General features: G+C 64.6%; 24 protein-coding genes. 9 read left to right on the top strand and 15 right to left on the bottom strand.

All coding sequences use genetic code 11. From position 1 onward, the window contains the following. Nucleotides 1-133 precede the first annotated feature (133 nt). Together AC1DWU_RS08390 and AC1DWU_RS08385 are read right to left on the bottom strand one after the other, a co-directional pair. Nucleotides 134-757, bottom strand: coding sequence for a PilZ domain-containing protein (locus tag AC1DWU_RS08390; RefSeq protein WP_477149517.1), 624 nt, complete (start codon nucleotides 755-757; stop codon nucleotides 134-136). 105 nt (nucleotides 758-862) lie between these two features. Next, nucleotides 863-1,525, bottom strand: coding sequence for a PAS domain-containing protein (locus tag AC1DWU_RS08385; RefSeq protein ID WP_477149516.1), 663 nt, complete (start codon nucleotides 1,523-1,525; stop codon nucleotides 863-865). 185 nt (nucleotides 1,526-1,710) lie between these two features. Between AC1DWU_RS08385 and AC1DWU_RS08380 the strand changes: the two genes are divergently transcribed. Together AC1DWU_RS08380 and AC1DWU_RS08375 are read left to right on the top strand one after the other, a co-directional pair. Beyond that, a complete protein-coding gene (locus tag AC1DWU_RS08380) occupies nucleotides 1,711-2,460 on the top strand; it encodes a rhomboid family intramembrane serine protease (RefSeq protein ID WP_477149515.1) in 750 nt (249 codons plus the stop codon). Beyond that, nucleotides 2,457-2,678, top strand: coding sequence for a SlyX family protein (locus AC1DWU_RS08375; protein WP_477149514.1), 222 nt, complete (start codon nucleotides 2,457-2,459; stop codon nucleotides 2,676-2,678). Before AC1DWU_RS08380 ends, AC1DWU_RS08375 begins: the two co-directional genes overlap by 4 nt. Here the strand turns inward: AC1DWU_RS08375 and hisI are convergent. Beyond that, nucleotides 2,672-3,118 carry a phosphoribosyl-AMP cyclohydrolase gene (gene hisI / locus AC1DWU_RS08370; RefSeq protein ID WP_477149513.1) on the bottom strand — a complete coding sequence of 149 codons (447 nt, stop codon included), beginning with the start codon at nucleotides 3,116-3,118 and terminating at the stop codon, nucleotides 2,672-2,674. The two genes, AC1DWU_RS08375 and hisI, sit on opposite strands and share 7 nt — an antisense overlap. Before the next feature lie 44 nt (nucleotides 3,119-3,162). Further along, nucleotides 3,163-4,008: an AraC family transcriptional regulator gene (locus tag AC1DWU_RS08365; protein WP_477149512.1), complete on the bottom strand. Its 846-nt coding sequence runs from the start codon at nucleotides 4,006-4,008 to the stop codon at nucleotides 3,163-3,165. Between the two features lie 214 nt (nucleotides 4,009-4,222). Between AC1DWU_RS08365 and AC1DWU_RS08360 the strand changes: the two genes are divergently transcribed. Further along, nucleotides 4,223-4,891 (top strand): outer membrane protein, encoded by a 669-nt coding sequence (locus tag AC1DWU_RS08360; protein ID WP_477149511.1) that lies wholly within the window; start codon nucleotides 4,223-4,225, stop codon nucleotides 4,889-4,891. A gap of 18 nt (nucleotides 4,892-4,909) precedes the next feature. Here the strand turns inward: AC1DWU_RS08360 and folE are convergent, their stop codons facing one another. Continuing rightward, a complete protein-coding gene (gene folE, locus AC1DWU_RS08355) occupies nucleotides 4,910-5,527 on the bottom strand; it encodes a GTP cyclohydrolase I FolE (protein WP_477149510.1) in 618 nt (205 codons plus the stop codon). Between the two features lie 152 nt (nucleotides 5,528-5,679). On the opposite strand from folE, the gene AC1DWU_RS08350 reads away from it, so the two are divergent. From AC1DWU_RS08350 to thrS, 4 genes are all read left to right on the top strand, one after another. Then, a complete protein-coding gene (locus tag AC1DWU_RS08350) occupies nucleotides 5,680-6,132 on the top strand; it encodes an iron-sulfur cluster assembly scaffold protein (protein ID WP_477149509.1) in 453 nt (150 codons plus the stop codon). After that, nucleotides 6,132-6,443: a membrane protein insertion efficiency factor YidD gene (gene yidD / locus AC1DWU_RS08345; RefSeq protein WP_477149508.1), complete on the top strand. Its 312-nt coding sequence runs from the start codon at nucleotides 6,132-6,134 to the stop codon at nucleotides 6,441-6,443. The genes AC1DWU_RS08350 and yidD overlap by 1 nt, the downstream gene beginning before the upstream one ends. Before the next feature lie 69 nt (nucleotides 6,444-6,512). Further along, the gene (locus tag AC1DWU_RS08340; protein ID WP_477149507.1) at nucleotides 6,513-6,815 is read left to right on the top strand and encodes a hypothetical protein; all 303 of its coding nucleotides are present in this window, start codon (nucleotides 6,513-6,515) and stop codon (nucleotides 6,813-6,815) included. A gap of 158 nt (nucleotides 6,816-6,973) precedes the next feature. Beyond that, the gene (thrS, locus tag AC1DWU_RS08335; RefSeq protein WP_477149506.1) at nucleotides 6,974-8,947 is read left to right on the top strand and encodes a threonine--tRNA ligase; all 1,974 of its coding nucleotides are present in this window, start codon (nucleotides 6,974-6,976) and stop codon (nucleotides 8,945-8,947) included. Nucleotides 8,948-8,999: 52 nt separating this feature from the next. Here thrS and AC1DWU_RS08330 read toward each other — a convergent pair whose 3' ends face one another. The 10 genes from AC1DWU_RS08330 to AC1DWU_RS08285 all read right to left on the bottom strand — a co-directional run bounded on the left by AC1DWU_RS08330 (nucleotide 9,000) and on the right by AC1DWU_RS08285 (nucleotide 16,463). Beyond that, nucleotides 9,000-9,281, bottom strand: a complete 282-nt coding sequence (locus tag AC1DWU_RS08330; RefSeq protein WP_477149505.1) for a hypothetical protein — start codon at nucleotides 9,279-9,281, stop codon at nucleotides 9,000-9,002. A 254-nt stretch (nucleotides 9,282-9,535) separates the two neighbouring features. Then, complete coding sequence (locus tag AC1DWU_RS08325) at nucleotides 9,536-9,778, bottom strand: hypothetical protein (RefSeq protein ID WP_477149504.1); 243 nt, start codon at nucleotides 9,776-9,778, stop codon at nucleotides 9,536-9,538. A 210-nt stretch (nucleotides 9,779-9,988) separates the two neighbouring features. Continuing rightward, on the bottom strand, nucleotides 9,989-10,345 hold the full coding sequence (locus AC1DWU_RS08320; RefSeq protein ID WP_477149503.1) for a cupin domain-containing protein: 357 nt from the start codon (nucleotides 10,343-10,345) through the stop codon (nucleotides 9,989-9,991). A 124-nt stretch (nucleotides 10,346-10,469) separates the two neighbouring features. Next, nucleotides 10,470-10,763, bottom strand: a complete 294-nt coding sequence (locus AC1DWU_RS08315; protein ID WP_477149502.1) for a hypothetical protein — start codon at nucleotides 10,761-10,763, stop codon at nucleotides 10,470-10,472. Between the two features lie 128 nt (nucleotides 10,764-10,891). Next, entirely contained in the window at nucleotides 10,892-11,158 is a 267-nt protein-coding gene (locus AC1DWU_RS08310) for a PilZ domain-containing protein (protein ID WP_477149501.1), read from the bottom strand. 90 nt (nucleotides 11,159-11,248) lie between these two features. Further along, the gene (locus AC1DWU_RS08305; RefSeq protein WP_477149500.1) at nucleotides 11,249-13,015 is read right to left on the bottom strand and encodes an adenylate/guanylate cyclase domain-containing protein; all 1,767 of its coding nucleotides are present in this window, start codon (nucleotides 13,013-13,015) and stop codon (nucleotides 11,249-11,251) included. Between the two features lie 123 nt (nucleotides 13,016-13,138). After that, nucleotides 13,139-14,401, bottom strand: a complete 1,263-nt coding sequence (locus AC1DWU_RS08300; protein WP_477149499.1) for an RNA polymerase sigma factor — start codon at nucleotides 14,399-14,401, stop codon at nucleotides 13,139-13,141. Between the two features lie 42 nt (nucleotides 14,402-14,443). Continuing rightward, nucleotides 14,444-14,866, bottom strand: a complete 423-nt coding sequence (locus tag AC1DWU_RS08295; protein WP_477149498.1) for a YciI family protein — start codon at nucleotides 14,864-14,866, stop codon at nucleotides 14,444-14,446. Nucleotides 14,867-14,887: 21 nt separating this feature from the next. Beyond that, a complete protein-coding gene (locus AC1DWU_RS08290; protein ID WP_477149497.1) occupies nucleotides 14,888-15,313 on the bottom strand; it encodes a YciI family protein in 426 nt (141 codons plus the stop codon). 142 nt (nucleotides 15,314-15,455) lie between these two features. Further along, entirely contained in the window at nucleotides 15,456-16,463 is a 1,008-nt protein-coding gene (locus tag AC1DWU_RS08285) for a hypothetical protein (RefSeq protein WP_477149496.1), read from the bottom strand. Between the two features lie 117 nt (nucleotides 16,464-16,580). On the opposite strand from AC1DWU_RS08285, the gene AC1DWU_RS08280 reads away from it, so the two are divergent. Both AC1DWU_RS08280 and AC1DWU_RS08275 read left to right on the top strand, forming a co-directional pair. Continuing rightward, the gene (locus tag AC1DWU_RS08280; protein WP_477149495.1) at nucleotides 16,581-17,159 is read left to right on the top strand and encodes a nitroreductase family protein; all 579 of its coding nucleotides are present in this window, start codon (nucleotides 16,581-16,583) and stop codon (nucleotides 17,157-17,159) included. 69 nt (nucleotides 17,160-17,228) lie between these two features. After that, the gene (locus AC1DWU_RS08275; RefSeq protein WP_477149494.1) at nucleotides 17,229-18,077 is read left to right on the top strand and encodes a lytic transglycosylase domain-containing protein; all 849 of its coding nucleotides are present in this window, start codon (nucleotides 17,229-17,231) and stop codon (nucleotides 18,075-18,077) included. The last annotated feature ends 16 nt before the right edge of the window (nucleotides 18,078-18,093 follow it).

Genomic DNA, 18,093 nt, shown 5'->3' with positions numbered 1-18,093 from the left:
TTGCCCCCTGACGGAAGCCACGATGCCCGGGCCAAATTGCCCCGAACGAAAAACTGCAAGCTAGTTTTTATGCGAATTAGAACGGTCCCGGTGAGGACTCGTTAGGCATAGCGAGGCGGTTGGGAAGCGGGGGTTAGTTGACCCGCAGGTTCTGCTGCACGACGGTCAGCATTTCCTGGGCTGAGACGAACTCGACGCCGACGCCATCGGCGAAATGGCGGACGACGCGGGCGCGCATGCGGCCCAGCGTGACCGGCGTGCCCATGGCGGGACGCACGGCGAGCTCGATGGCGGCGCCGGAGAGCGAGATGTCGATGATCTTGCAGTTGTAGCGGCGGCCATCGTCGAGCACGACGGTCGAATGGCGGTTGTCGGGCACCACGCGCTCGTGCCGGCGGTCTTCCGGCAGGTTGAGCAGGTCCTTGTTGGCGAGCCAGGTGAGCTGGGCCGCCATCTTGTCGCGCTTGCGGAGGGTCGCGACGACATCCATCTTGAAGCCGCCGTCGATGATATCAGTCACGTCGCCCTCGATGCGACCGAGGTGGTCGATATAGGCGATCACCTTCTCGCCCGGTCCGCCCGAAATGGGGGCAATGACCACGGCGTCGCCGGGAGACATCTCCAGCACCTGGCAGGGGAATTCACGACGATCGCTGAGCATGTAGCGGCCGAGCAGCGATACCTTTACGCGCTGAAAGCGTGGCAGCTGCGCGTAAGAGCGGGCAGGTCGCGCCGAGCGGGTATTTTCGGTGAGCATATGAACGACCTGCCGGGGGCCAAGCGATTGATTGGCCTAGGCTAGTCCACTCTTGGTTAACCGAAGGTAAGGCTTGCGGCGCGGAATGCTCCAAAGTGCCGATTTTTAGCGCCGGCCGCCGTCGATCACCGCCAGGTGGGCATAGCGGCGAGCCGTGCGGCCGAAAACCGTGGCGCTCATCGGGGTAGGGACCGACGCACCGGCGCTGGCGAAGACCAGGTCTTCGGCCGGCACCGCGGTCGCCATTTCCGCGGTCATGTCCGCCAGCGACACGTCGTCCGGCCAGATCAGCCGCAGGCCCGTGATGCGCTGCTCCATGATCGGCTGCACGCCGAACCAATAGGGCTCGTCGATCGAGGTCATGGCGCCGAGCAGGCGGGTCTGGGTGGAGCCGTTGTGACGCAGCGGCAGGAGGATCGTCTCGACCGACAGGCGCGTGTGCACCGCCGTCGTGCCCTGGAACGTGACGAGGGCAACCGCATGATCCTCGGTGACGGCGCGGACCAGGGTGTCGATGGCGTCGCGGTCACGTTCGTGCCACAGACGCGTAAAGGAGCGGCCCTTGAGCTCGCGGGCATAGGCCGAACAGAGATGCGAGCCGGCAAGCCGGAAGTCGAACTCGCTGGAATCGTTGAGTTCTAGAATGAACGTGTTAGCCAGTGCGGTGCGGATGCGGGTGGGGTCGATGTCCCGCCGATCCGGAGCGCTGCGCGAACCGCGAAGCGCATTCCAATAGTCGAACAGCGCCTTGGTGCTGGCCTTTTGCATAGTCTTTTTGCCTTGTTCCCAAACCCCCGGATCGTCTCCCGGGAAGGGACGACCGCCGCAGAGCCATAGAGTGTCAAAACCGGCGGCGGAAATCGCCCTTAAACAATTGTTAGGGTTAACGTGGCGGACCCCGTGTGGATAATTCGGGGGATTGGGCTACAAAGCCCGGAAAACCGGGAGCTTTCATGTCCGACGAGCAAAAAACCCAGGGAACACAGGGGCCTGAGGCCCATCAGCCGGCGATCCTGCTGCCCGGGGTGATCACCGCGCTGCTGGGCCTGATGCTGGCCGTACATGTCGCGAGAGCCTTCGTTCTTAACGAGTCCGGGGACCTTCAGCTTATCTACTGGCTGGCCTTCATCCCGGCTCGCGCGATTGCCGCAGGGCAGTTTGAAGGGGGGTGGATACCGCTCCTCTGGACACCGTTCACGCACGCCTTCCTGCATGCCGGATGGGACCACCTTTTAATCAATTGCGCCTGGTTGGCCATTTTCGGCACCCCGGTCGCCCGCCGCTACGGCCCCGCCGCCACGGTGATTCTCTTCCTCGTCACGGCTGCCGCGGGCGCCGCGGCGTTTGCTGCGACCACCCTGCCGGACGTGCAGTTGCTTATCGGTGCCTCGGGGGGCGTTGCCGGGCTCACGGGCGTTGCCTGCCGCTTCATCTTCCAGCCGGTGATTGTGGCTCGCGATCCCGAGACCGGCGAGGAGTTAGTGCTGGGCCGCCGCATGGCGAGCCTTGGCGAGTTGATGCGCAACCAGCGTGCGGCCTTCTTCATTGTGGTCTGGCTGGTTCTCAACGCTGCCGTGCCGTTCCTGCCCCTATTGATCGGGCAATCGATCGGCATCGCCTGGCAGGCCCATCTGGGCGGTTTCCTCGTCGGCCTGTTCCTCACGCCGCTGTTCGAGCGCCGCCCGCAGGAGAGTACGAAATGAGCGACAGCCCAGAACTCACCGAGCGAATCGTCACGCTGGAGACGAGGATCGCCTTTCAGGATCAGGCCATCGAGGAACTGAACGCGGCTCTTGCCGAGCACTTCAGGGAAATCGAGGCGCTGAAGCGCGACCTGCATAATCTCGGCGCGCAGCTCCGCGACGTCGAATCCCACCCGGCGCTAGCGCCGGGCGTTGAGCCGCCGCCGCCGCATTACTGAGGCTTGTAGACCTCGGCCGGATCGAACAGCCGGGGCTCGCCGGTGTGGCGGAGCGTCGTGCTATCCTCGACGATGCGATAGAAGCAACTCTTCCGGCCGGTGTGGCAGGCGGCGCCGCGGCCGGTCTGCTCGACCAGTAGCAGCACCACGTCCTGATCGCAGTCGGTTCGCATCTCAATGAGCTTCTGGACCTCGCCCGAGCTCTCGCCCTTCTTCCAGAGCTTCTGGCGCGAGCGCGAGTAATAGTGGAGCTCGCCGGTCTCGATGGTCAGCCGTAGTGCTTCTGCGTTCATATGCGCCACCATCAGCACGCGATTGCTGCCGGCCTCCTGCGCCACCGCAGTGACGAGGCCGTGCGCGTCGAACTTTGGCGCGAATAGCGTGCCTTCCTCGAGGTCGGCATGGCTGAGGGTGCTGGGGTCGGCGAACGTTGTGCTCATGGGCGGGTTCTATCCCGCGCACGGCCTCGGCTCAATCCATGCGCCTAATCTTCGAGCGCGATCCAGATATCGAGCGATCCAAGTCCGGTCCGCGGATTGAAGGCATCGCCATAGTGCTCGATGTAGCTGTGGGGCGCCTGCTTCTTGCGATAGCCGGAGCTTGGCAGCCACTCGCTGAAGATGGCGTCGAGCGTCGAGAAGATCGTGGTGATGTGGCCGCGATGGGTGAGCCGGGCATAGCGTTGCGCCGGCACCACGATCTCGTCGAACTCGGGCGGCAATTCCGCGTCTTCCCCCACCTCCATGGCGCAAATGTACTCGGTCGTTCCGTCCTCGGGGAAGTAGCGCCCGCAGGTGCCATAGGTGCTGCAGTCATCGATCGCGCCGTGCACGTTGCCGACATAATGGCTGAACCGCTGCCACTGGGCGGGGATCGAAGGGCCGAGCGGCAACTTGTGGCGGCCCATGATGCCGGCGAGGCGCAGGGCAGGGCGCCTCTCGATCTCCGGCGCGCTGAGCGTGACCTGGGTTATGGGGTCGAGGCGCATCGGCTGCAGCAGCGGCAACTCGGCGAGCGAACGCCGCCGCCGCAGGTCCTCGGGCGTCAGCCCCATGAGGTCGCGAAACGCGCGCGTGAAGGCTTCGTGCGAGCCGTATCCGGCATCGAGCGCGACGCCCAGGATGTCAGGCGCCCCACCGGCGAGGGCCTTGGCGGCCTCCGTGAGCCGGCGACCGCGAAGGTAGTGCTTGATGGAGTAGCCGGTTTCTTCGGGAAAGATGCGCGACAGGTGATAGCGCGACACCCCGGCATGCACCGCCAGCTCTTCGAGCGTCAGCGGCATGCCGAAGCGGGACTCGATCATCCAGAGGGTCTTGGCGACGGCGGACATGGGCTCACCCTATGCACGGCAGTCTATACCACGCTTGATCGCAGTTGCGGTCCCGCGTGAGCTTAGGTCCCTTCGATCGGTGGAAGTACTTAGCGGGGTGTTGCAGCGACAGCACGCGCCGTCAATTTCGCAGCAGCAGCGGATGTGCGATCGGCAGAGAACTTGCCGGCCTTCCCTGTAGATGCCTCTATATCGGCCAGTATTGGGGGCAAAAATGAAACGGATAGTTGCAACATTGGCCGGCCTTGCGCTGGCAATACAGGTGGCGCCGGCGTTGGCATTCGACTGGAACGGCTTTTACGCCGGCGTGAGCGCCGGTTACAGCGTCGGCCACTCCGACGCGGCCTACGATGCCCCGGATATCCTCGCGCCGTTCAGCACGTTCAACCTCGACAGCGACCCCACGGGCGCCTTTGTCGGCGCCACCCTGGGCGGCAACGCGGCAATGAGCAGCGGTCTTGTCGTCGGCGTCGAGGGCGACCTGTCCTACGGCAACATCACTGACACGATCGCGGACGACTTTGCGACCTATCGCGGCGACCTGGGCAACACCATCACCTCGACCTCCGACTTTTCCGGCACGCTGCGCGGTCGTCTCGGCTTCGACGGTGGTGAGTTCCTGCCGTTCCTGACCGCCGGCCTCGCCGGCGCACACGTCAAGGTTGAGGCGACCGACGGTAACCTCAGCGATGACGCGACGCTGTTCGGGTGGACTGCGGGGGCGGGCGTGGAGCTCGCGACGAGCGACAGCATGACCGTCAAGGCCGAGTATCTCTACACCGACCTCGGCGAGCACACGTGGTTCGAGGGTGCACTCTGGTCGTCGACGTCGCATTCCACGTCGAACGCAATCCGGCTCGGCCTGAACTTCGCCCTCGACTGAGCAGCGCCGGCTTCCGGCTCAGCGCTTGCCGATCATGGCGAAGAAGCGGTCCTGCTCGTTGCGATCCTCAGCGAACACCCCGGTGAAGCGCTGGGTGATGGTCAGGGCACCATGGGCGCGCACGCCGCGCATCGACATGCACATATGCTCGGCCTCGATCATCACCGCGGCGCCGCGCGGGTTGAGGTGCTCGTTCACCGCGTCGATAATCTGCGCCGTCATGTTCTCCTGCACCTGCAGGCGGCGGGCGTAGACCTCGACCAGGCGAGCCAGCTTCGATAGGCCCACCACGCCGTCATGGGGCAGGTAGGCGATGTGCACCTTGCCGAAGAACGGCACCATGTGGTGCTCGCAATGCGATGAGAACGGGATGTCGCGCACCAGCACGACGTCGTCGTAGCCGCCGACGTCCTTGAAGGTGGTCTGCAGGATTTCCCGCGCGCTCTGGTGGTAGCCACCGAAGAACTCGCCATAGGCGTCGGTGACGCGGTGGGGGGTATCGAGCAGGCCCTCGCGGCTCGGGTCATCGCCCGCCCAGGCGATCAGCGTGCGAACGGCCTCCTCGGCCTCCGCGCGGCTGGGGCGGGTGATTTCAGAGACGAGCTTGGCGTGCTGCGGCTTGGCGCTGGCGTCCATCTTGTTCCTCGGTCAATAGCAGGCGACAGACGCAATACGTCGCCCCACGGTTCCCGGTGTTGTCAGTGACGATGGACGCCGCTGACTTGTTGCATCTCGATGATTATATAGGTTGCCGACGAACGCGGCCAAGGAACAGTTTCGCGAAAAAGATGGAACTCAGCGATCTTTATTCGGACCGGATCCTCGAACTCGCCGGCAATCAACCACGACCGGGTCGCCTCGCCGATCCCGACGCCAGCGCCCGCAAGGTCAGCCGGGTGTGCGGCTCGACCATCGAGGTGGACATCAATGTCGCCGACGGAGTGATCACCGGCTATGGCCATGACATCCAGGCCTGCGCGCTGGGACAGACCTCCGCCGCAGTGGTCGCGACCCACGTGGTTGGAACCCCGGTAGCGGAGTTTCGGCGCGTTCGTGACGAGATGACGGCGATGCTCAAGGCCGACGGCCCGCCGCCGTCTGGCGAGAAGTGGGCTGATCTCAAGTACCTCGAACCGGTCCGCGAGTACCGTCCGCGCCACACCTCGACGCTGCTGGTGTTCGACGCAGTGTGCGAGGCGCTCGACAAGCTCGAAGCTCCGCGGGTGGCGGCCGCCGGCTGATGCAGCGCGCCGTGCACGTGTTCTGGACCATCGTCGACTGGCCCTTCAAGCTCGTCTCCTACGTGCTGATCCAAGGCTATCGCTACTCGCTGTCGATGTTCATGGGCCGCAACTGCCGGCACTCGCCCACCTGCTCGGAATTCACCCGCGACGCCATCTGGCGGCACGGGTTCTGGCCTGGGGGCTGGATGGGCGTGGCTCGGATCGTGCGCTGCCGGCCGGGCGGCACGCACGGGTACGATCCGGTGCCGGAAGCGGTGCCGGAGACGGCGCATTGGTATGTGCCGTGGACTTATGGGCGCTGGAAGTAGCAGTTCACACCGATTGCGGAGCGTTGGGCGGGCGCGTAGCCTTCCTTGCGAGGGCACGGAGGTGGGACTATGCGCCAATTCTTCGTGACGACAGTGCTAGCGGGCGTACTGGCTGCGCAAGTTTTCGTCTTTCCGGTCATCCAGCCAGCTTCGGCGGCGACCAAGCTGACACAGAGCCAGCAGGCTGCGATTTACTTGCGGTGCAAGAAATCCGGCGGGACAGGCAAGGCCTGTTGCGCGGCCGCCGAGGGGACCTGGAAGCCCGACCCCATAGGTGCCGGCGGCACCTGCGACCTGGGTGGCGCCAGCCTGAAGCAACTGCCGGGCGGCCGCATCCTCCTGGCTCCGAACAAGGCACTGACTGCGCCCTGATGACGGACCATCAGGGCGAGTGTGTTGCGGGATCGGAGCGTCCAGCCCTCCACCGAGCCGCTGAGCGCGCGCCGAACTTGTTGCCTTTGCTCTGGCCGTGCTAGACACGCCGCCTTGCCGGCATGCCGCCGGCACAATTCCCAATTCTGGAGATGAAAATGATCAAGGTGACGTTCCCCGACGGTGCAGTACGCGACTATGCGCGTGGCACCACCGGGACCACCGTGGTCGAGGGCATCTCCCCAAGCCTCGCCAAAAAGACGGTCGCCATGAAGTGGAACGGGGTCCTCAGCGACCTGTCCGATCCGCTCGAGGAAGACGGCAAGATCGAGTTCGTGATGCGCGACAGCGCCGACGGGCTCGGGCTGATCCGCCACGACTCGGCGCACGTCCTCGCCGAAGCGGTGCAGGAGCTGTGGCCGGAGACGCAGGTCACGATCGGCCCGGTCATCGAGAACGGCTTCTACTACGACTTCAAGCGCGACATGCCGTTCTCCGAGGACGACTTCCCGGCCATCGAAAAGAAGATGGCGGAGATCATCGGCCGCGGCGCCGCCTTCACCAAGGAAGTGTGGACGCGCGACGAGGCGAAGCGCGTGTTCGCCAGCAAGGGTGAGAACTTCAAGGTCGAGCTGGTCGACGCCATTCCAGCCGACCAGATGATCAAGATCTACAAGCAGGGCCAGTGGTTCGACCTCTGCCGCGGCCCGCACATGCGCTCGACCAAGGACATCGGTACGGCGTTCAAGCTGACCAAGGTGGCCGGCGCGTACTGGCGTGGCGACAGCAACAATCCGGTGCTGAGCCGCATCTACGGCACTGCCTTCGCCAACCAGAAGGAACTCGACGAGTACCTCCACATGATCGAGGAGGCCGAGAAGCGTGACCATCGGAAGATCGGCCGTGACCTCGACCTGTTCCACCTGCAGGAAGAGGCGCAGGGCTCGGTGTTCTGGCACCCCAAGGGGTTCGTGCTCTACAACCAGATGGAAGAGTACATCCGCCGCCGGGTGAACGCGAACGGCTACAACGAGGTGAAAACCCCGCAGCTGATGTCGTCGAAGTTCTGGGAGGCCTCGGGCCACTGGGGCAAGTACCGCGAGAACATGTTCGTGGTGCCCGATGAGGTCCCTGGCACCGAGGAAGAAGGTCCGGTTCTATCGGGTAAGGCAGAGCTCATGGCGCTCAAGCCGATGAACTGCCCGGCCCACATCCAGATCTTCAACCAGGGCATCAAGAGCTACCGCGACCTGCCCATCCGCATGGCGGAGTTCGGCTGCTGCCACCGCAACGAGGCGCACGGCGCGCTGCACGGCCTGCTGCGCGTCCGCCAGATGACCCAGGACGACGCCCACATCTTCTGCACCGAGGAGCAGATCCAGGAGGAGACGGAGCGCTTCGTCCACCTGCTGTACTCGGTGTACGAGCACATGGGCTTCGAGAATGTCGTCATCAAGCTCGCGACGCGGCCGGACAAGTTCGGCGGCACCATCGAGCGCTGGGACGCGGCTGAGAAGGCCCTGGGCGATGCGCTCAAGGCCACCGGCTACGACTTCGTCATCGCCGAGGGCGAGGGCGCCTTCTACGCGCCCAAGCTCGAGTTCCATCTGAAGGACGCCATCGGGCGCTCCTGGCAGGTGGGCACGCTGCAGCTCGACTATGTGCTGCCCGAGCGGCTCAACGCCACCTACGTGGCCGAAGACGGCTCGCGCAAGTACGCGGTGATGCTGCATCGCGCGATCCTTGGATCGCTCGAGCGCTTCATCGGCATGATGATCGAGCACTATGCCGGCAAGATGCCGATGTGGCTGGCGCCGACGCAGGTGGTGGTCGCGACCATCGTCTCGGAGGCTGACGACTATGCGAAGAAGCTGGTCGCCCAGCTCAACGCCGGCGGCATCCGAGCAGAGCTCGACGTGCGCAACGAGAAGATCAACTACAAGGTGCGCGAGCACTCGGTGCAAAAGGTGCCGCTGATGTTCGTGGTTGGAAAGCGCGAGGCTGAGGAGGGGACGGTGTCCGTTCGTCGTCTCGGCACTGAAGGCCAGAAGGTGATGCCGGCAACCGACGCGATCGTCGAGCTGATGGCGGAAGCCGTGCCGCCCGACCTGAAGCAGAAGGCCGCGGCCTGATCGACTGGACAGAGAGGGGCCGCAGCGATGCGGCCCCTTTCATTTGGCCGGCCTACTTCTTGTCGGGAACATAGCAGTTGTCAGCGACGAGAATGACCTCGCCCAGCTTCAGCGCGGCGAGCGATTCCTTCACCGGGTAATAGTCGCAGTCGTCCTGCTCGACGAGCGAGCCGTTGCTGTCGAGCTGCTCGCAGTAGCCGCCGGGACGCTTGTAGCCTTCGGGCGCGTCGGGGCCGCAAAGGGCATTGGTGCTCGAGCCAGCAAAGGCCGGCGTTGCAACCGGGAACGCCGCCGCCGAAGCGATGAGCAGGGTGATGGCAAGGATGTTCTTCAAGGTTCTCTCCTGAGTTGTTTCGCCAGAAAACTGGCGAGAAAGACGGGCATCTGGTCCGCCGGGTATGGAGCAACGCTACTCAGGACGCGCTGAATTGAACCCGAACTCGCCGTTCAAAGGTCGTTCATAGTCATAATACGACTTATGATGATTCGGGCTGATGTGACCGACTTATGCGCGCAAAAGACGAGGGCCCGTCCATCAGGACGGGCCCTTTGCATCTACGTCGGTCGTGGCCGCAACACGGCTAACGGTCACTGATCTTCGGGGCCATCACCGTCATCGACGACGCAGTACAGGCCGCAGCTCTCGCCGCTATCCGAGGTCGAGCTGTTGGCGCCAATCTGCTCGCAATAGCCGCCGGGGCGCTTGTAGGCCTCCGGTCCATCAGGGCCACACTTGGCGCTGATGCTGGTGTCTACCGCGAAAGACGGAGTTGCGATGGGGAAGGCTGCGAGGGAGGTGGCCAGGAGAGCCACGGTGATGAATTTGTACATTGTGCGTCCTTTGGTGCTGTCCGGCGATCTGTGAGCGGATATCGTTATGATGATCCGTCGAATGAACGGCTTTGTAGGGAAAATGGCGTGAACCGTCGTGGAACCTGCCATTCAGGTTCGGTTCAGCCCCGAGACCAAGGGCAATGTTTGCGCGCAAACAGAAAGGGCGGCTATGGAGCCGCCCTTTTCGCAGATGTTCAGCCGCAGTTGTCAGGCAGCTGCGATGTGAATGCTGATCCGGCGGCCGTTGCCGGCAGGCATGGCCGGGGCCGTTCGGCAGAGCAAGCGTGCCGGTTCGTCGCCGGCATTGCGGTAGGCGAACCAGGTCTTGGCGGGGATGCGGACGAACGATCCGGCGGCGACGAAGCCGGCGGCGCCGTTGATCATCACCTCGAGAGTGCCTGTCTTCACCACGAGCACGGTCTCGGCAAGATCGTGCTGCTGCGGCCCGATCTGCACCTGCGGCGGCAGCGTGTGCGACTGCGCCTGGTACTGGAAACCGGCACCGGACGGATTGGCGACGTGAACGACGCGGTCGCCTGCGATGAAGAATGCATGCCTCGACATGACTGGTCCCCCCCAAGGGACATGTGTCCGAAACGTGCTGCCGTATCTAAGATAGGGCAGATGAACGGCATTTGAATAGTGGAGAAGAAAAGAGCGGCGCGACGGCCGCTCTTTCTGCGAGCGCCTAGAGCAGCAGCGGCAGATAGTTGTAGCAATTCTCGGCGACGATCACCTTCTCGGCCGGCGCCTTCAGGTCGAAGAAAGTCGGATAGTAGTAGGTGAAGTCGCAATCCTCGGACTCGACGAGCGATTTGTTCGAGCCGACCTGGTCGCAGTAGCCGCCCTCGCGCTTGTAGGCTTCCGGGGCGTCAGGGCCGCACAGGGCCTGGATGCCCTTGTCGACGGCGAAAGACGGGGTGGCGACCGGGAAGGCAACGAGCGAGGTGGCGAGCAGTGCGAGCGCAATGATCTTGTGCATTATGTTCTCCTGTTAGACGAGCAGCCCGCCGGTGGGCGGGCACGAAGCGAACGAACCGTTCGCGTCGTTGGCCGGTCTGATAGGAGGGGTTGCTTGAACCGATTCCGAACTTGCCGTTCAGCGGTGGTTCAGCGGATCGTGGGGTCGCGGAACTGCACGCCGAGCTCTTTGACGGCCCGCCAGACGACGATGCAGGCCTGCGGCCGGACCTTGTCGACCACCAGATCGAAAGTGCGCGGAATGCGGGTTACCGAGGCGACTTCGAGCTTGGCGCCGGTCTCGGACAGGTTCCGGATGATGCAACGAATCCGGGTGCGGCCGCCGTCGAATACGATAGTTGCTTCGATAACGGTGTTGCGACGCGGCGAAAGTCGCTTTTCGAGACGGATATCCAACGGTCAATTCCCCCAAAACCCGTGCGGACAATGCCTGATGCGACGTTGGGGAAATGCTTATGGAATGGATAAACTTGTGCGACGAGTTGCCTATTGCAATCCGGCGAGACGCAGGCCTTGCAGATAGCGCGCCAGCAGCGACGGATACATGAACCGCAGCCCGTCGCCGATCGAGGCGATGGTCACGTCCGGGTGGGCGCGCTGGAACTGCTCCAGTGAATCGCGGGCAGCCGCGAGGTCGCCCTGATGAGCCTGGTACACGGCGAGATCCCGATAGGGCCAGGTGATGCCGGGACGCTCCGACATGGCACGCTGGGCCCAGGCGATCGCCTCCTGAGGGCGGCCGGCAGCGAAATTGGCGAGCCCCATTCCCAGGTGCACGTTGAAGGCGAACGGATCCATCGGGGATAGGCGAGCAGCGCGCTCGAAGGCTGCAAGGCCTTCCTCCGGCGTGCCGAGATAGACATGGCCCCAGCCGCGGCGCATCCAGGCCCAGGCGTGGTTGGGATCGAGTTCGAGCGCGCGGTCGGCGAAGGTAGCGGCCTGCGCCACGTTGCCGCCCAGCATCATCATCGCAGAGGCGAGGGCGGTTAGCGCGGTGGGATCGTCGGCGACATGCTGCGATGCGGTCTCGACCAGCTCGGCGGCTATGCGTCGCTCGGCGGCGAAATCGGTGGTCCAGTTATAGGCCACCTGCTGCCCATGCGCCCAGGCGGCCAGGGCTGCCGCCAGCCCGTAGTGGGGTTCGAGCCCCAGCGCCCGGGTCAGCAGGGTAATGGCTTCGCGATTGTCCTCCGGGCTATGCGACCAGAGGTGGGGCAGCGAGCGCATCACCAGGTCGTAAGCCGCGAGGGTGTCGGGGCGCTTCTTGCGGGCCCGCTCGACCTCGGCGCGTCGGATGGACGGCTGGATGGCGCTCGCTACCTCGGCGGCCATGCGATCCTGCAGGTCGAAAAGGTCCGCGACGGCGCCATCGACCTTGTTGGACCAGATGTGGCTGCCGGCATCGGACTCGACGAGCTGCGCGGTGATCCGCACACGTTCGCCGACCCGGCGGACTGAACCTTCGACGACGTAGCGTACCCCAAGCTCACGGCCGATCTGGCGGATATCGACGCCGGCGCGGCCCTTGTAGGTGAAGGCCGAATTGCGGGCGATGACGAAGAAGTCCTTCACCCGGCTCAGCGTTGCGGTGATCTCCTCGACCACGGCGTCCGCGAAATAGCTCTGGTCGGCCTCGCCCGAGAGGTTGTCGAACGGCAGCACCACCACCGAGGGGCGGTTGCTCGGCGGCGGAGGGGGTGGGGATTCGATTTGCTGCGGGCGCGCCACTCCAGCCGGATGCCAGGCGTAGATGCGGACGGTCTTGGTGATGTTCTTGAGCTCGGTGGGGCCCATGTCGATGAACGGCAATTCGATCGTGCCGTCCAGGTACTGGTACATCCACTTGGTGATGCACATGCCACCGGCCGGCGAGTGGCTCTGCACGCGCACCGCCAGGTTGATGCCCGAACCATAGAGGTCGTTGCCGGCCACCAGAACGTCGGCCAGGACGATGCCGGCGCGCACCTGGAACATCTCGCCACCCGGCGCGTGGATCTTGCGCTCATGGATCTGGCGCTGCAGGTCGGCGGTCCATTGGACGGCGGCGACGACGCTGTTGAACTCGGCCAGGAGGCCATCGCCCATGGTCTTGAAGACCTTGCCGCCGGCGGCCCCGATGGTGCGCGAGATCAGCCGATCGTAGACCCGCTGCACGAGGCGCAGGGTCTGACGTTCATTGCGCTCGACGAGGCGGGAATACCCCACTACGTCCAGCGACACGATCGGGACTAATCGACGGTCGGGCTGAGCCATTCTCTGTGCTTCTGCTGCAAGCCTCCGCTCTATAGCACTGTGAAATGTAACGGAGATAGCGGGCGCGCGCGGGACTCGCGAACAATTCGAGAGGAGGTTGGCCGCAACGGACTTGCCGACGCCTCAGGCGGCGGGTTCGCACGCCGCGGCCCGGTCCAGCAGCAGGATGCGCTCACGCTCATTGCGGGTGAGGCTGGCGGCGCGCTCGAACTCGCGGCGGGCCTCTGCAAGGCGCCCCAGTTTCACCAGGAAATCACCGCGGACGCTGGGAAGCAGATGGTAGTTCCGCAGTGTCGGATCGTCGGCAATCGCATCGAGAATGGCGAGGCCGTTGGCGGGACCGAAGGCCATGGTGTGGGCCACGGCGCGGTTGAGTTCGATCACCGGACTTGGCGTCGCGTCGGCCAGGGTGTCGTAAAGCGAGGCGATGCGGCTCCAGTCGGTCTGGTCGGCGCGTCGGGCACGGGCATGGCAGGCGGCGATCGAGGCTTGCAGCACGTAGGGGCCGGTGCCGCCGAGGGCCTCCGCCCGTTCGAGGCCGACGAGGCCTCGGCGGATCAGCATCTGGTCCCACAGCGCGCGGTTCTGTTCGAGCAGCAGCACCGGCTCGCCGTTCGGGCCGCTGCGGGCACGCAGGCGCGAGGCCTGGATTTCCATCAGCGCTACAAGGCCGTGCACTTCCGGTTCGTCGGGTGTGAGGCCGGCAAGGATGCGGCCGAGGCGCATCGCCTCCTCACAGAGCTGCGGTCGGGTCCAGTCGTCGCCGGCCGTGGCGGAGTAGCCTTCGTTGAAGATCAGGTAGAGCACCTCGAGGACCGAGGCGACCCGTTCGGCGCGGTCGCTGCCGCGTGGCACCTCGAAGGGCAGGCCGGCTTCGGCGAGGCTTTTCTTGGCGCGGACGATGCGTTGGGCGATGGTTGGTTCCGCCGCAAGGAAGGCGCGGGCGATCTCGTCGGTGGTGAGGCCACCCAGCAGCCGCAGCGTCAGGGCGACGCGCCCCTCGGGCGACAGCACGGGGTGGCACGAGGTGAAGATCAGCTTCAGCAGGTCGTCGCCCACATCGTCGTCGAGCGGCGTGTCGAGATCGGGCGGGGTCTCCTCCTCCTCGCGGATGTCGTAGCCGAGCTCGTCGAGCTTGCGGGCGGCCATCTTGTTGCGGCGGAAATAGTCGATGGCGCGGCGCTTAGCGGTCTGCATCAGCCATGCACCGGGGTTGCGCGGTACGCCGCTCTCCGGCCAGTGGTTGAGGGCGACGATCAGCGAATCCTGCGCCAGCTCCTCGGCTAGGCCGACGTCGCGCACGATTCGCGTCAGGCCGGCGATCAGCCTGGCCTGCTCGATGCGGAATACCGCCTCGATGGCGCGGTTTGTCTCTCTCTCGGTCATCGCGGCAGATCAGACCAAATCCGGTCCGCCGCGGCAAGGTGCTCATCCTGCGCCAAGCGGGCGGCGCGCCGCGTCGTTGCTCGCCATGGCTTCGGTATAGGCCTCGCCGAAGTCCTCCTCGGTGAAGAGCTGGCGGATCTCGATCTCGACGTTGCCGTGGCCGTCGAGCTTGGGCCACGTCTTGACCCATTCGATAGCTGCCTCACGTGAGGGAACCTCGATCAGGGTGTAGCCGGCGATCAGTTCTTTGGCCTCGGCGAACGGTCCGTCGATGACAGTGGGCTTGCCGTTGCTGAACTTCACCTTGGCGCCACGGGAGCTCGGCATCAGGCCGGAACCGGCGATCACGATGCCGGCCTTGGCCGCGTCCTCGTGGAATTGCGTCATGTCGGCGATCAGGTCGGCGCCGGGCATAACGCCCGCCTCGGTTTCGGCGTCCGCCTTGCGGATGACCATGAAGCGCATATCTCGATCCTTCTGGGCAGGTTAGTTCGTGATGGGTTGCTGGGTGGCGTCGCGCCAGGCCTGTTCCTTGGCAACCGCCTCCTTGGGCACGACCTCGGCAAAGTCAGCCGCCTCGAAGATCCGGCGGAGTTCGATCGTTTCGCCATCGTCGAAGGGGATGCGCTTCACCCACTCGAGGGCTTCGTCCTGCGACTTGGCGCTGATGATCCAGAAGCCGGCGACGAGTTCCTTGGCTTCACCGAAGGGGCCATCGCGGACGACCAGGTTGCCGGCTTCGGAGGTCACGCGTGCGCCTTTGCTCGATGGATGGAGTCCCTCGGCTGCGAGCAGCACGCCGGCGTTGATCAGGTCCTCGTTGAACTTGCCCATGGCCTCGAAGACTTCCGGTGCGGGCATGACGCCGGCCTCGGATTCGGGGCTGCCTTTGACGATGATCATGAAGCGCATTTCGATCTCCTTGTTCCGTTGCAGGCACCGCGCCAGCGGCGCGACCTCTTCCTGCCTCAATGACACAACGAGCGAGGGGGCGTGGAATCGACACAGCCCGATACGATTCTTCAGATTCTCTTCGGGACGGATCCGCAGACGGTCAATAGACCGTCGTAAGAACCTCGATTTCCTTGGCTGCCCCCGGCTGCACCTGGAACTCGCGATTGTAGACCTGTTCGCCGCGCTTGGCGAAGACCAGGTAGTCTCCCTCTCCGAGCACCGTGGAGGGGAAGGCGCCGATATTGGAGAACACCGTCTGGCCGTCGGCCGTCTTCACCGTCCAGTCGATATCGGCAATGGCCTCGCCGCCGGCTTCGCTGACGAGCTTGAACGAGACCTGGGCGGCGCGGTGGTAGAGCGTGGCGTCGGTCAACTGGCCGGGCTCCACCCGCAGGTCGGCGCGCACGACCGCGTTCACGTCGCCGAAGTAGGAGACGATGTGGTAGGTGCCGGCATTGAGGGTAACGATGTCGTTTGGGCTGAGGTTCTGCGCCACCAGCGTGCGGTCTGCTTCGCTGCTGCCGGTGGTGTAGATGTCAAAGCGGAGCAGGTTGATCGGGATGGCGACGTCGCCGGTTACCGCTGCGTTGAGCCGCATCGCGCCGGCATCCAGCACGAGTTGCTTCGAGTTCTGACCCTCGGCCACGGTCAGCGTGTCGGTGGTCTGGGCTCGGCCATAAGCGACGTGCACCACGTAGCTGCCCGGCGGCAATTCGAGATGCGCAGTGGCGTCGTCGGATTTCTTCGCCAGCACCAGGTCGCCCGCCGCGTCGGTGCGAGTTTCGAAGACACGCCAGGTCACGCCATCGGGCAGGGTGCTGCCGTCGTCGGTGATCTTGGCCATCAGCGTGACCGGCTGCGGCGTGGTGTTGATGGCAGCGACGGCAGCGGTCGCTGCTGCTGCGGGGCTGGCTTCGGGCGCGGCCGCGTCGGCGGCGTCGGGACTGGGCGTATCAGCAGGAGCTGGCGTATCGGCGAGTTGTTCGACCGCCTGCGGCATGCGGTCGGCGCGGCGGGGCAGCGGGACCGGCGGGTCCTCGGCGATGGCCAGCATGGGCGCGAGCATCGCTGCGATCCCGAGAATGCCGATCCAATACCTGAGTTTCACCCTAACGACCCCGCAGTCGCGCGCCTCTGGCGCATCGCTTCAAAATGCCTCGCGTGCCTACGCTTGGATTGGGGAAAAGCTGTGTCATAAGGACCAGACGCTCGCAAGGACCAGACCATGCCCATCAACGCCGCAGTGCGCGACTATCTAAAGACCCGCCGTTCGGTCGGCATCGGTTTCCTGAAAGACCCCGGCCCAACGGCAGAGGAACTGCAGGAAATCCTGACCATCGGGACGCGCGTGCCTGACCATGGCAAGTTCGTGCCGTGGCGGCTGATTCTCATCGAAGGCGAGGATCGCGTGCGGGCCGGCGAGCGGCTGGCCGAGATCGCCAAGCGCAAGCGCCCGGAACTGGACGAGGCTGGTCTCGATCTCGAGCGGCGGCAGTTCCTGCCGGCCCCGTTGACCATCGGCGTGCTGCTGTCGCCCAAGCCCAACCCGAAGGCGCCGGAGATGGAGCAGTTGCTGTCGGCCGGCAATGTTTGCTTCAACCTCTCACATGCGGCGTTCGCCATGGGCTTTGCCGCGAGCTGGACCAACCGCTGGTACGGGTTCGATACGGAAGCCCAGAGCATGCTCGGCGCCCGCGGCGGGGAGCGGTTCGTGGGCTTCGTCCATATCGGCACGCCGACGGCGGTGATCGAGGATCGCGATCGGCCGAACCTCGAAGATGTCGTGAGTAAGTGGCAGGGCTAACCATTCGTTAACCAGTCAGAGGTGATTGGTTAATCGAATGTTAGCAACGGACCCTTCGAGTCGATGGGCGTGAAGCCGATATCGGTGCCGCAGCCGCTCGCCTATGCCATGGATACGGCAGGGGCGAAGAGCGATGTCGACTTCGATTACCTGCTGCGCACCGCCATCCGGGAAAGCAGCCTCGATCCCGAAGCCAAGGCGCCGACATCGAGCGCTACCGGGTTGTTCCAGTTCCTCGACAGCACCTGGCTGCAGGTCATGAAGCAGGAAGGCCCGCGGCTCGGCTACGGACAGTACGCAGACGCCATCAAGGTCGACTCGGACGGGGATTATTACATTGCCGACAAGGCGCTCCGGCAGGAAGTTCTGAAGCTGCGCGAAGACCCGCAGATCGCCTCGGACATGGCCGCCGCCTTCACCCGCAGCAATGGGGCGTATCTGTTCGAGAAGTTCGGCCGCATGCCGAGCCCGGGCGAGCTCTACATCGCGCATTTCCTCGGGGAGCAGGGTGCAGAGAAGCTGTTCAACGCCGGCCTCAAGGATCCGGACCAGATTGCCGCCAAGCTGTTTCCGAAGCAGGCCAAGGCCAACCGGTCGATCTTCTACGAAGGCGGCGAGGCGCGGACGATACGACAGGTGTACCGGGCGCTGGTGGCAAAGCACGACGGCGCGGCCGACCCTCGCTTCCAGGCCCAGCAACTGGCGGTCGATCCGGCGGCAGCGGGGAAATGGGACGCGGCCCCAATCCCGTCGCGCTTCTCGACCGATGACATGTCGTTCACCTCGCTGTTCTCCAACGAGGGTGAAGTACAGGGCCGGACGCTGATGAGCCCGGTCAGCGAGGCCCAGGGCAGTGCGCTGTTCACCCAGATGTATGGCCAGGACGGTACCCTGCCAAAGCCCCCGAAGTTATGGTGAACCGTTCCTTAAGCCT

It is taken from the genome of Devosia sp. P2_G7 (genome assembly GCF_056403495.1).
Note: the sequence above shows the minus strand (reverse complement) of the source record. Positions and strands in the feature narration are given on the sequence as shown.

What these genes read in the sequence shown, in the direction of transcription:
- AC1DWU_RS08315 (WP_477149502.1), bottom strand. Translation starts at nt 10,763, where the DNA reads ATGCACAAGATCATTGCGCTCGCACTGCTCGCCACCTCGCTCGTTGCC.
- AC1DWU_RS08290 (WP_477149497.1), bottom strand. Translation starts at nt 15,313, where the DNA reads ATGCGCTTCATGATCATCGTCAAAGGCAGCCCCGAATCCGAGGCCGGC.
- AC1DWU_RS08320 (WP_477149503.1), bottom strand. Translation starts at nt 10,345, where the DNA reads ATGTCGAGGCATGCATTCTTCATCGCAGGCGACCGCGTCGTTCACGTC.
- AC1DWU_RS08325 (WP_477149504.1), bottom strand. Translation starts at nt 9,778, where the DNA reads ATGTACAAATTCATCACCGTGGCTCTCCTGGCCACCTCCCTCGCAGCC.
- AC1DWU_RS08385 (WP_477149516.1), bottom strand. Translation starts at nt 1,525, where the DNA reads ATGCAAAAGGCCAGCACCAAGGCGCTGTTCGACTATTGGAATGCGCTT.
- AC1DWU_RS08390 (WP_477149517.1), bottom strand. Translation starts at nt 757, where the DNA reads ATGCTCACCGAAAATACCCGCTCGGCGCGACCTGCCCGCTCTTACGCG.
- AC1DWU_RS08360 (WP_477149511.1), top strand. Translation starts at nt 4,223, where the DNA reads ATGAAACGGATAGTTGCAACATTGGCCGGCCTTGCGCTGGCAATACAG.
- thrS (WP_477149506.1), top strand. Translation starts at nt 6,974, where the DNA reads ATGATCAAGGTGACGTTCCCCGACGGTGCAGTACGCGACTATGCGCGT.
- AC1DWU_RS08350 (WP_477149509.1), top strand. Translation starts at nt 5,680, where the DNA reads ATGGAACTCAGCGATCTTTATTCGGACCGGATCCTCGAACTCGCCGGC.
- AC1DWU_RS08375 (WP_477149514.1), top strand. Translation starts at nt 2,457, where the DNA reads ATGAGCGACAGCCCAGAACTCACCGAGCGAATCGTCACGCTGGAGACG.
- AC1DWU_RS08300 (WP_477149499.1), bottom strand. Translation starts at nt 14,401, where the DNA reads ATGACCGAGAGAGAGACAAACCGCGCCATCGAGGCGGTATTCCGCATC.
- AC1DWU_RS08280 (WP_477149495.1), top strand. Translation starts at nt 16,581, where the DNA reads ATGCCCATCAACGCCGCAGTGCGCGACTATCTAAAGACCCGCCGTTCG.
- hisI (WP_477149513.1), bottom strand. Translation starts at nt 3,118, where the DNA reads ATGAGCACAACGTTCGCCGACCCCAGCACCCTCAGCCATGCCGACCTC.
- AC1DWU_RS08340 (WP_477149507.1), top strand. Translation starts at nt 6,513, where the DNA reads ATGCGCCAATTCTTCGTGACGACAGTGCTAGCGGGCGTACTGGCTGCG.
- AC1DWU_RS08305 (WP_477149500.1), bottom strand. Translation starts at nt 13,015, where the DNA reads ATGGCTCAGCCCGACCGTCGATTAGTCCCGATCGTGTCGCTGGACGTA.
- AC1DWU_RS08295 (WP_477149498.1), bottom strand. Translation starts at nt 14,866, where the DNA reads ATGCGCTTCATGGTCATCCGCAAGGCGGACGCCGAAACCGAGGCGGGC.
- AC1DWU_RS08380 (WP_477149515.1), top strand. Translation starts at nt 1,711, where the DNA reads ATGTCCGACGAGCAAAAAACCCAGGGAACACAGGGGCCTGAGGCCCAT.
- folE (WP_477149510.1), bottom strand. Translation starts at nt 5,527, where the DNA reads ATGGACGCCAGCGCCAAGCCGCAGCACGCCAAGCTCGTCTCTGAAATC.
- AC1DWU_RS08365 (WP_477149512.1), bottom strand. Translation starts at nt 4,008, where the DNA reads ATGTCCGCCGTCGCCAAGACCCTCTGGATGATCGAGTCCCGCTTCGGC.
- yidD (WP_477149508.1), top strand. Translation starts at nt 6,132, where the DNA reads ATGCAGCGCGCCGTGCACGTGTTCTGGACCATCGTCGACTGGCCCTTC.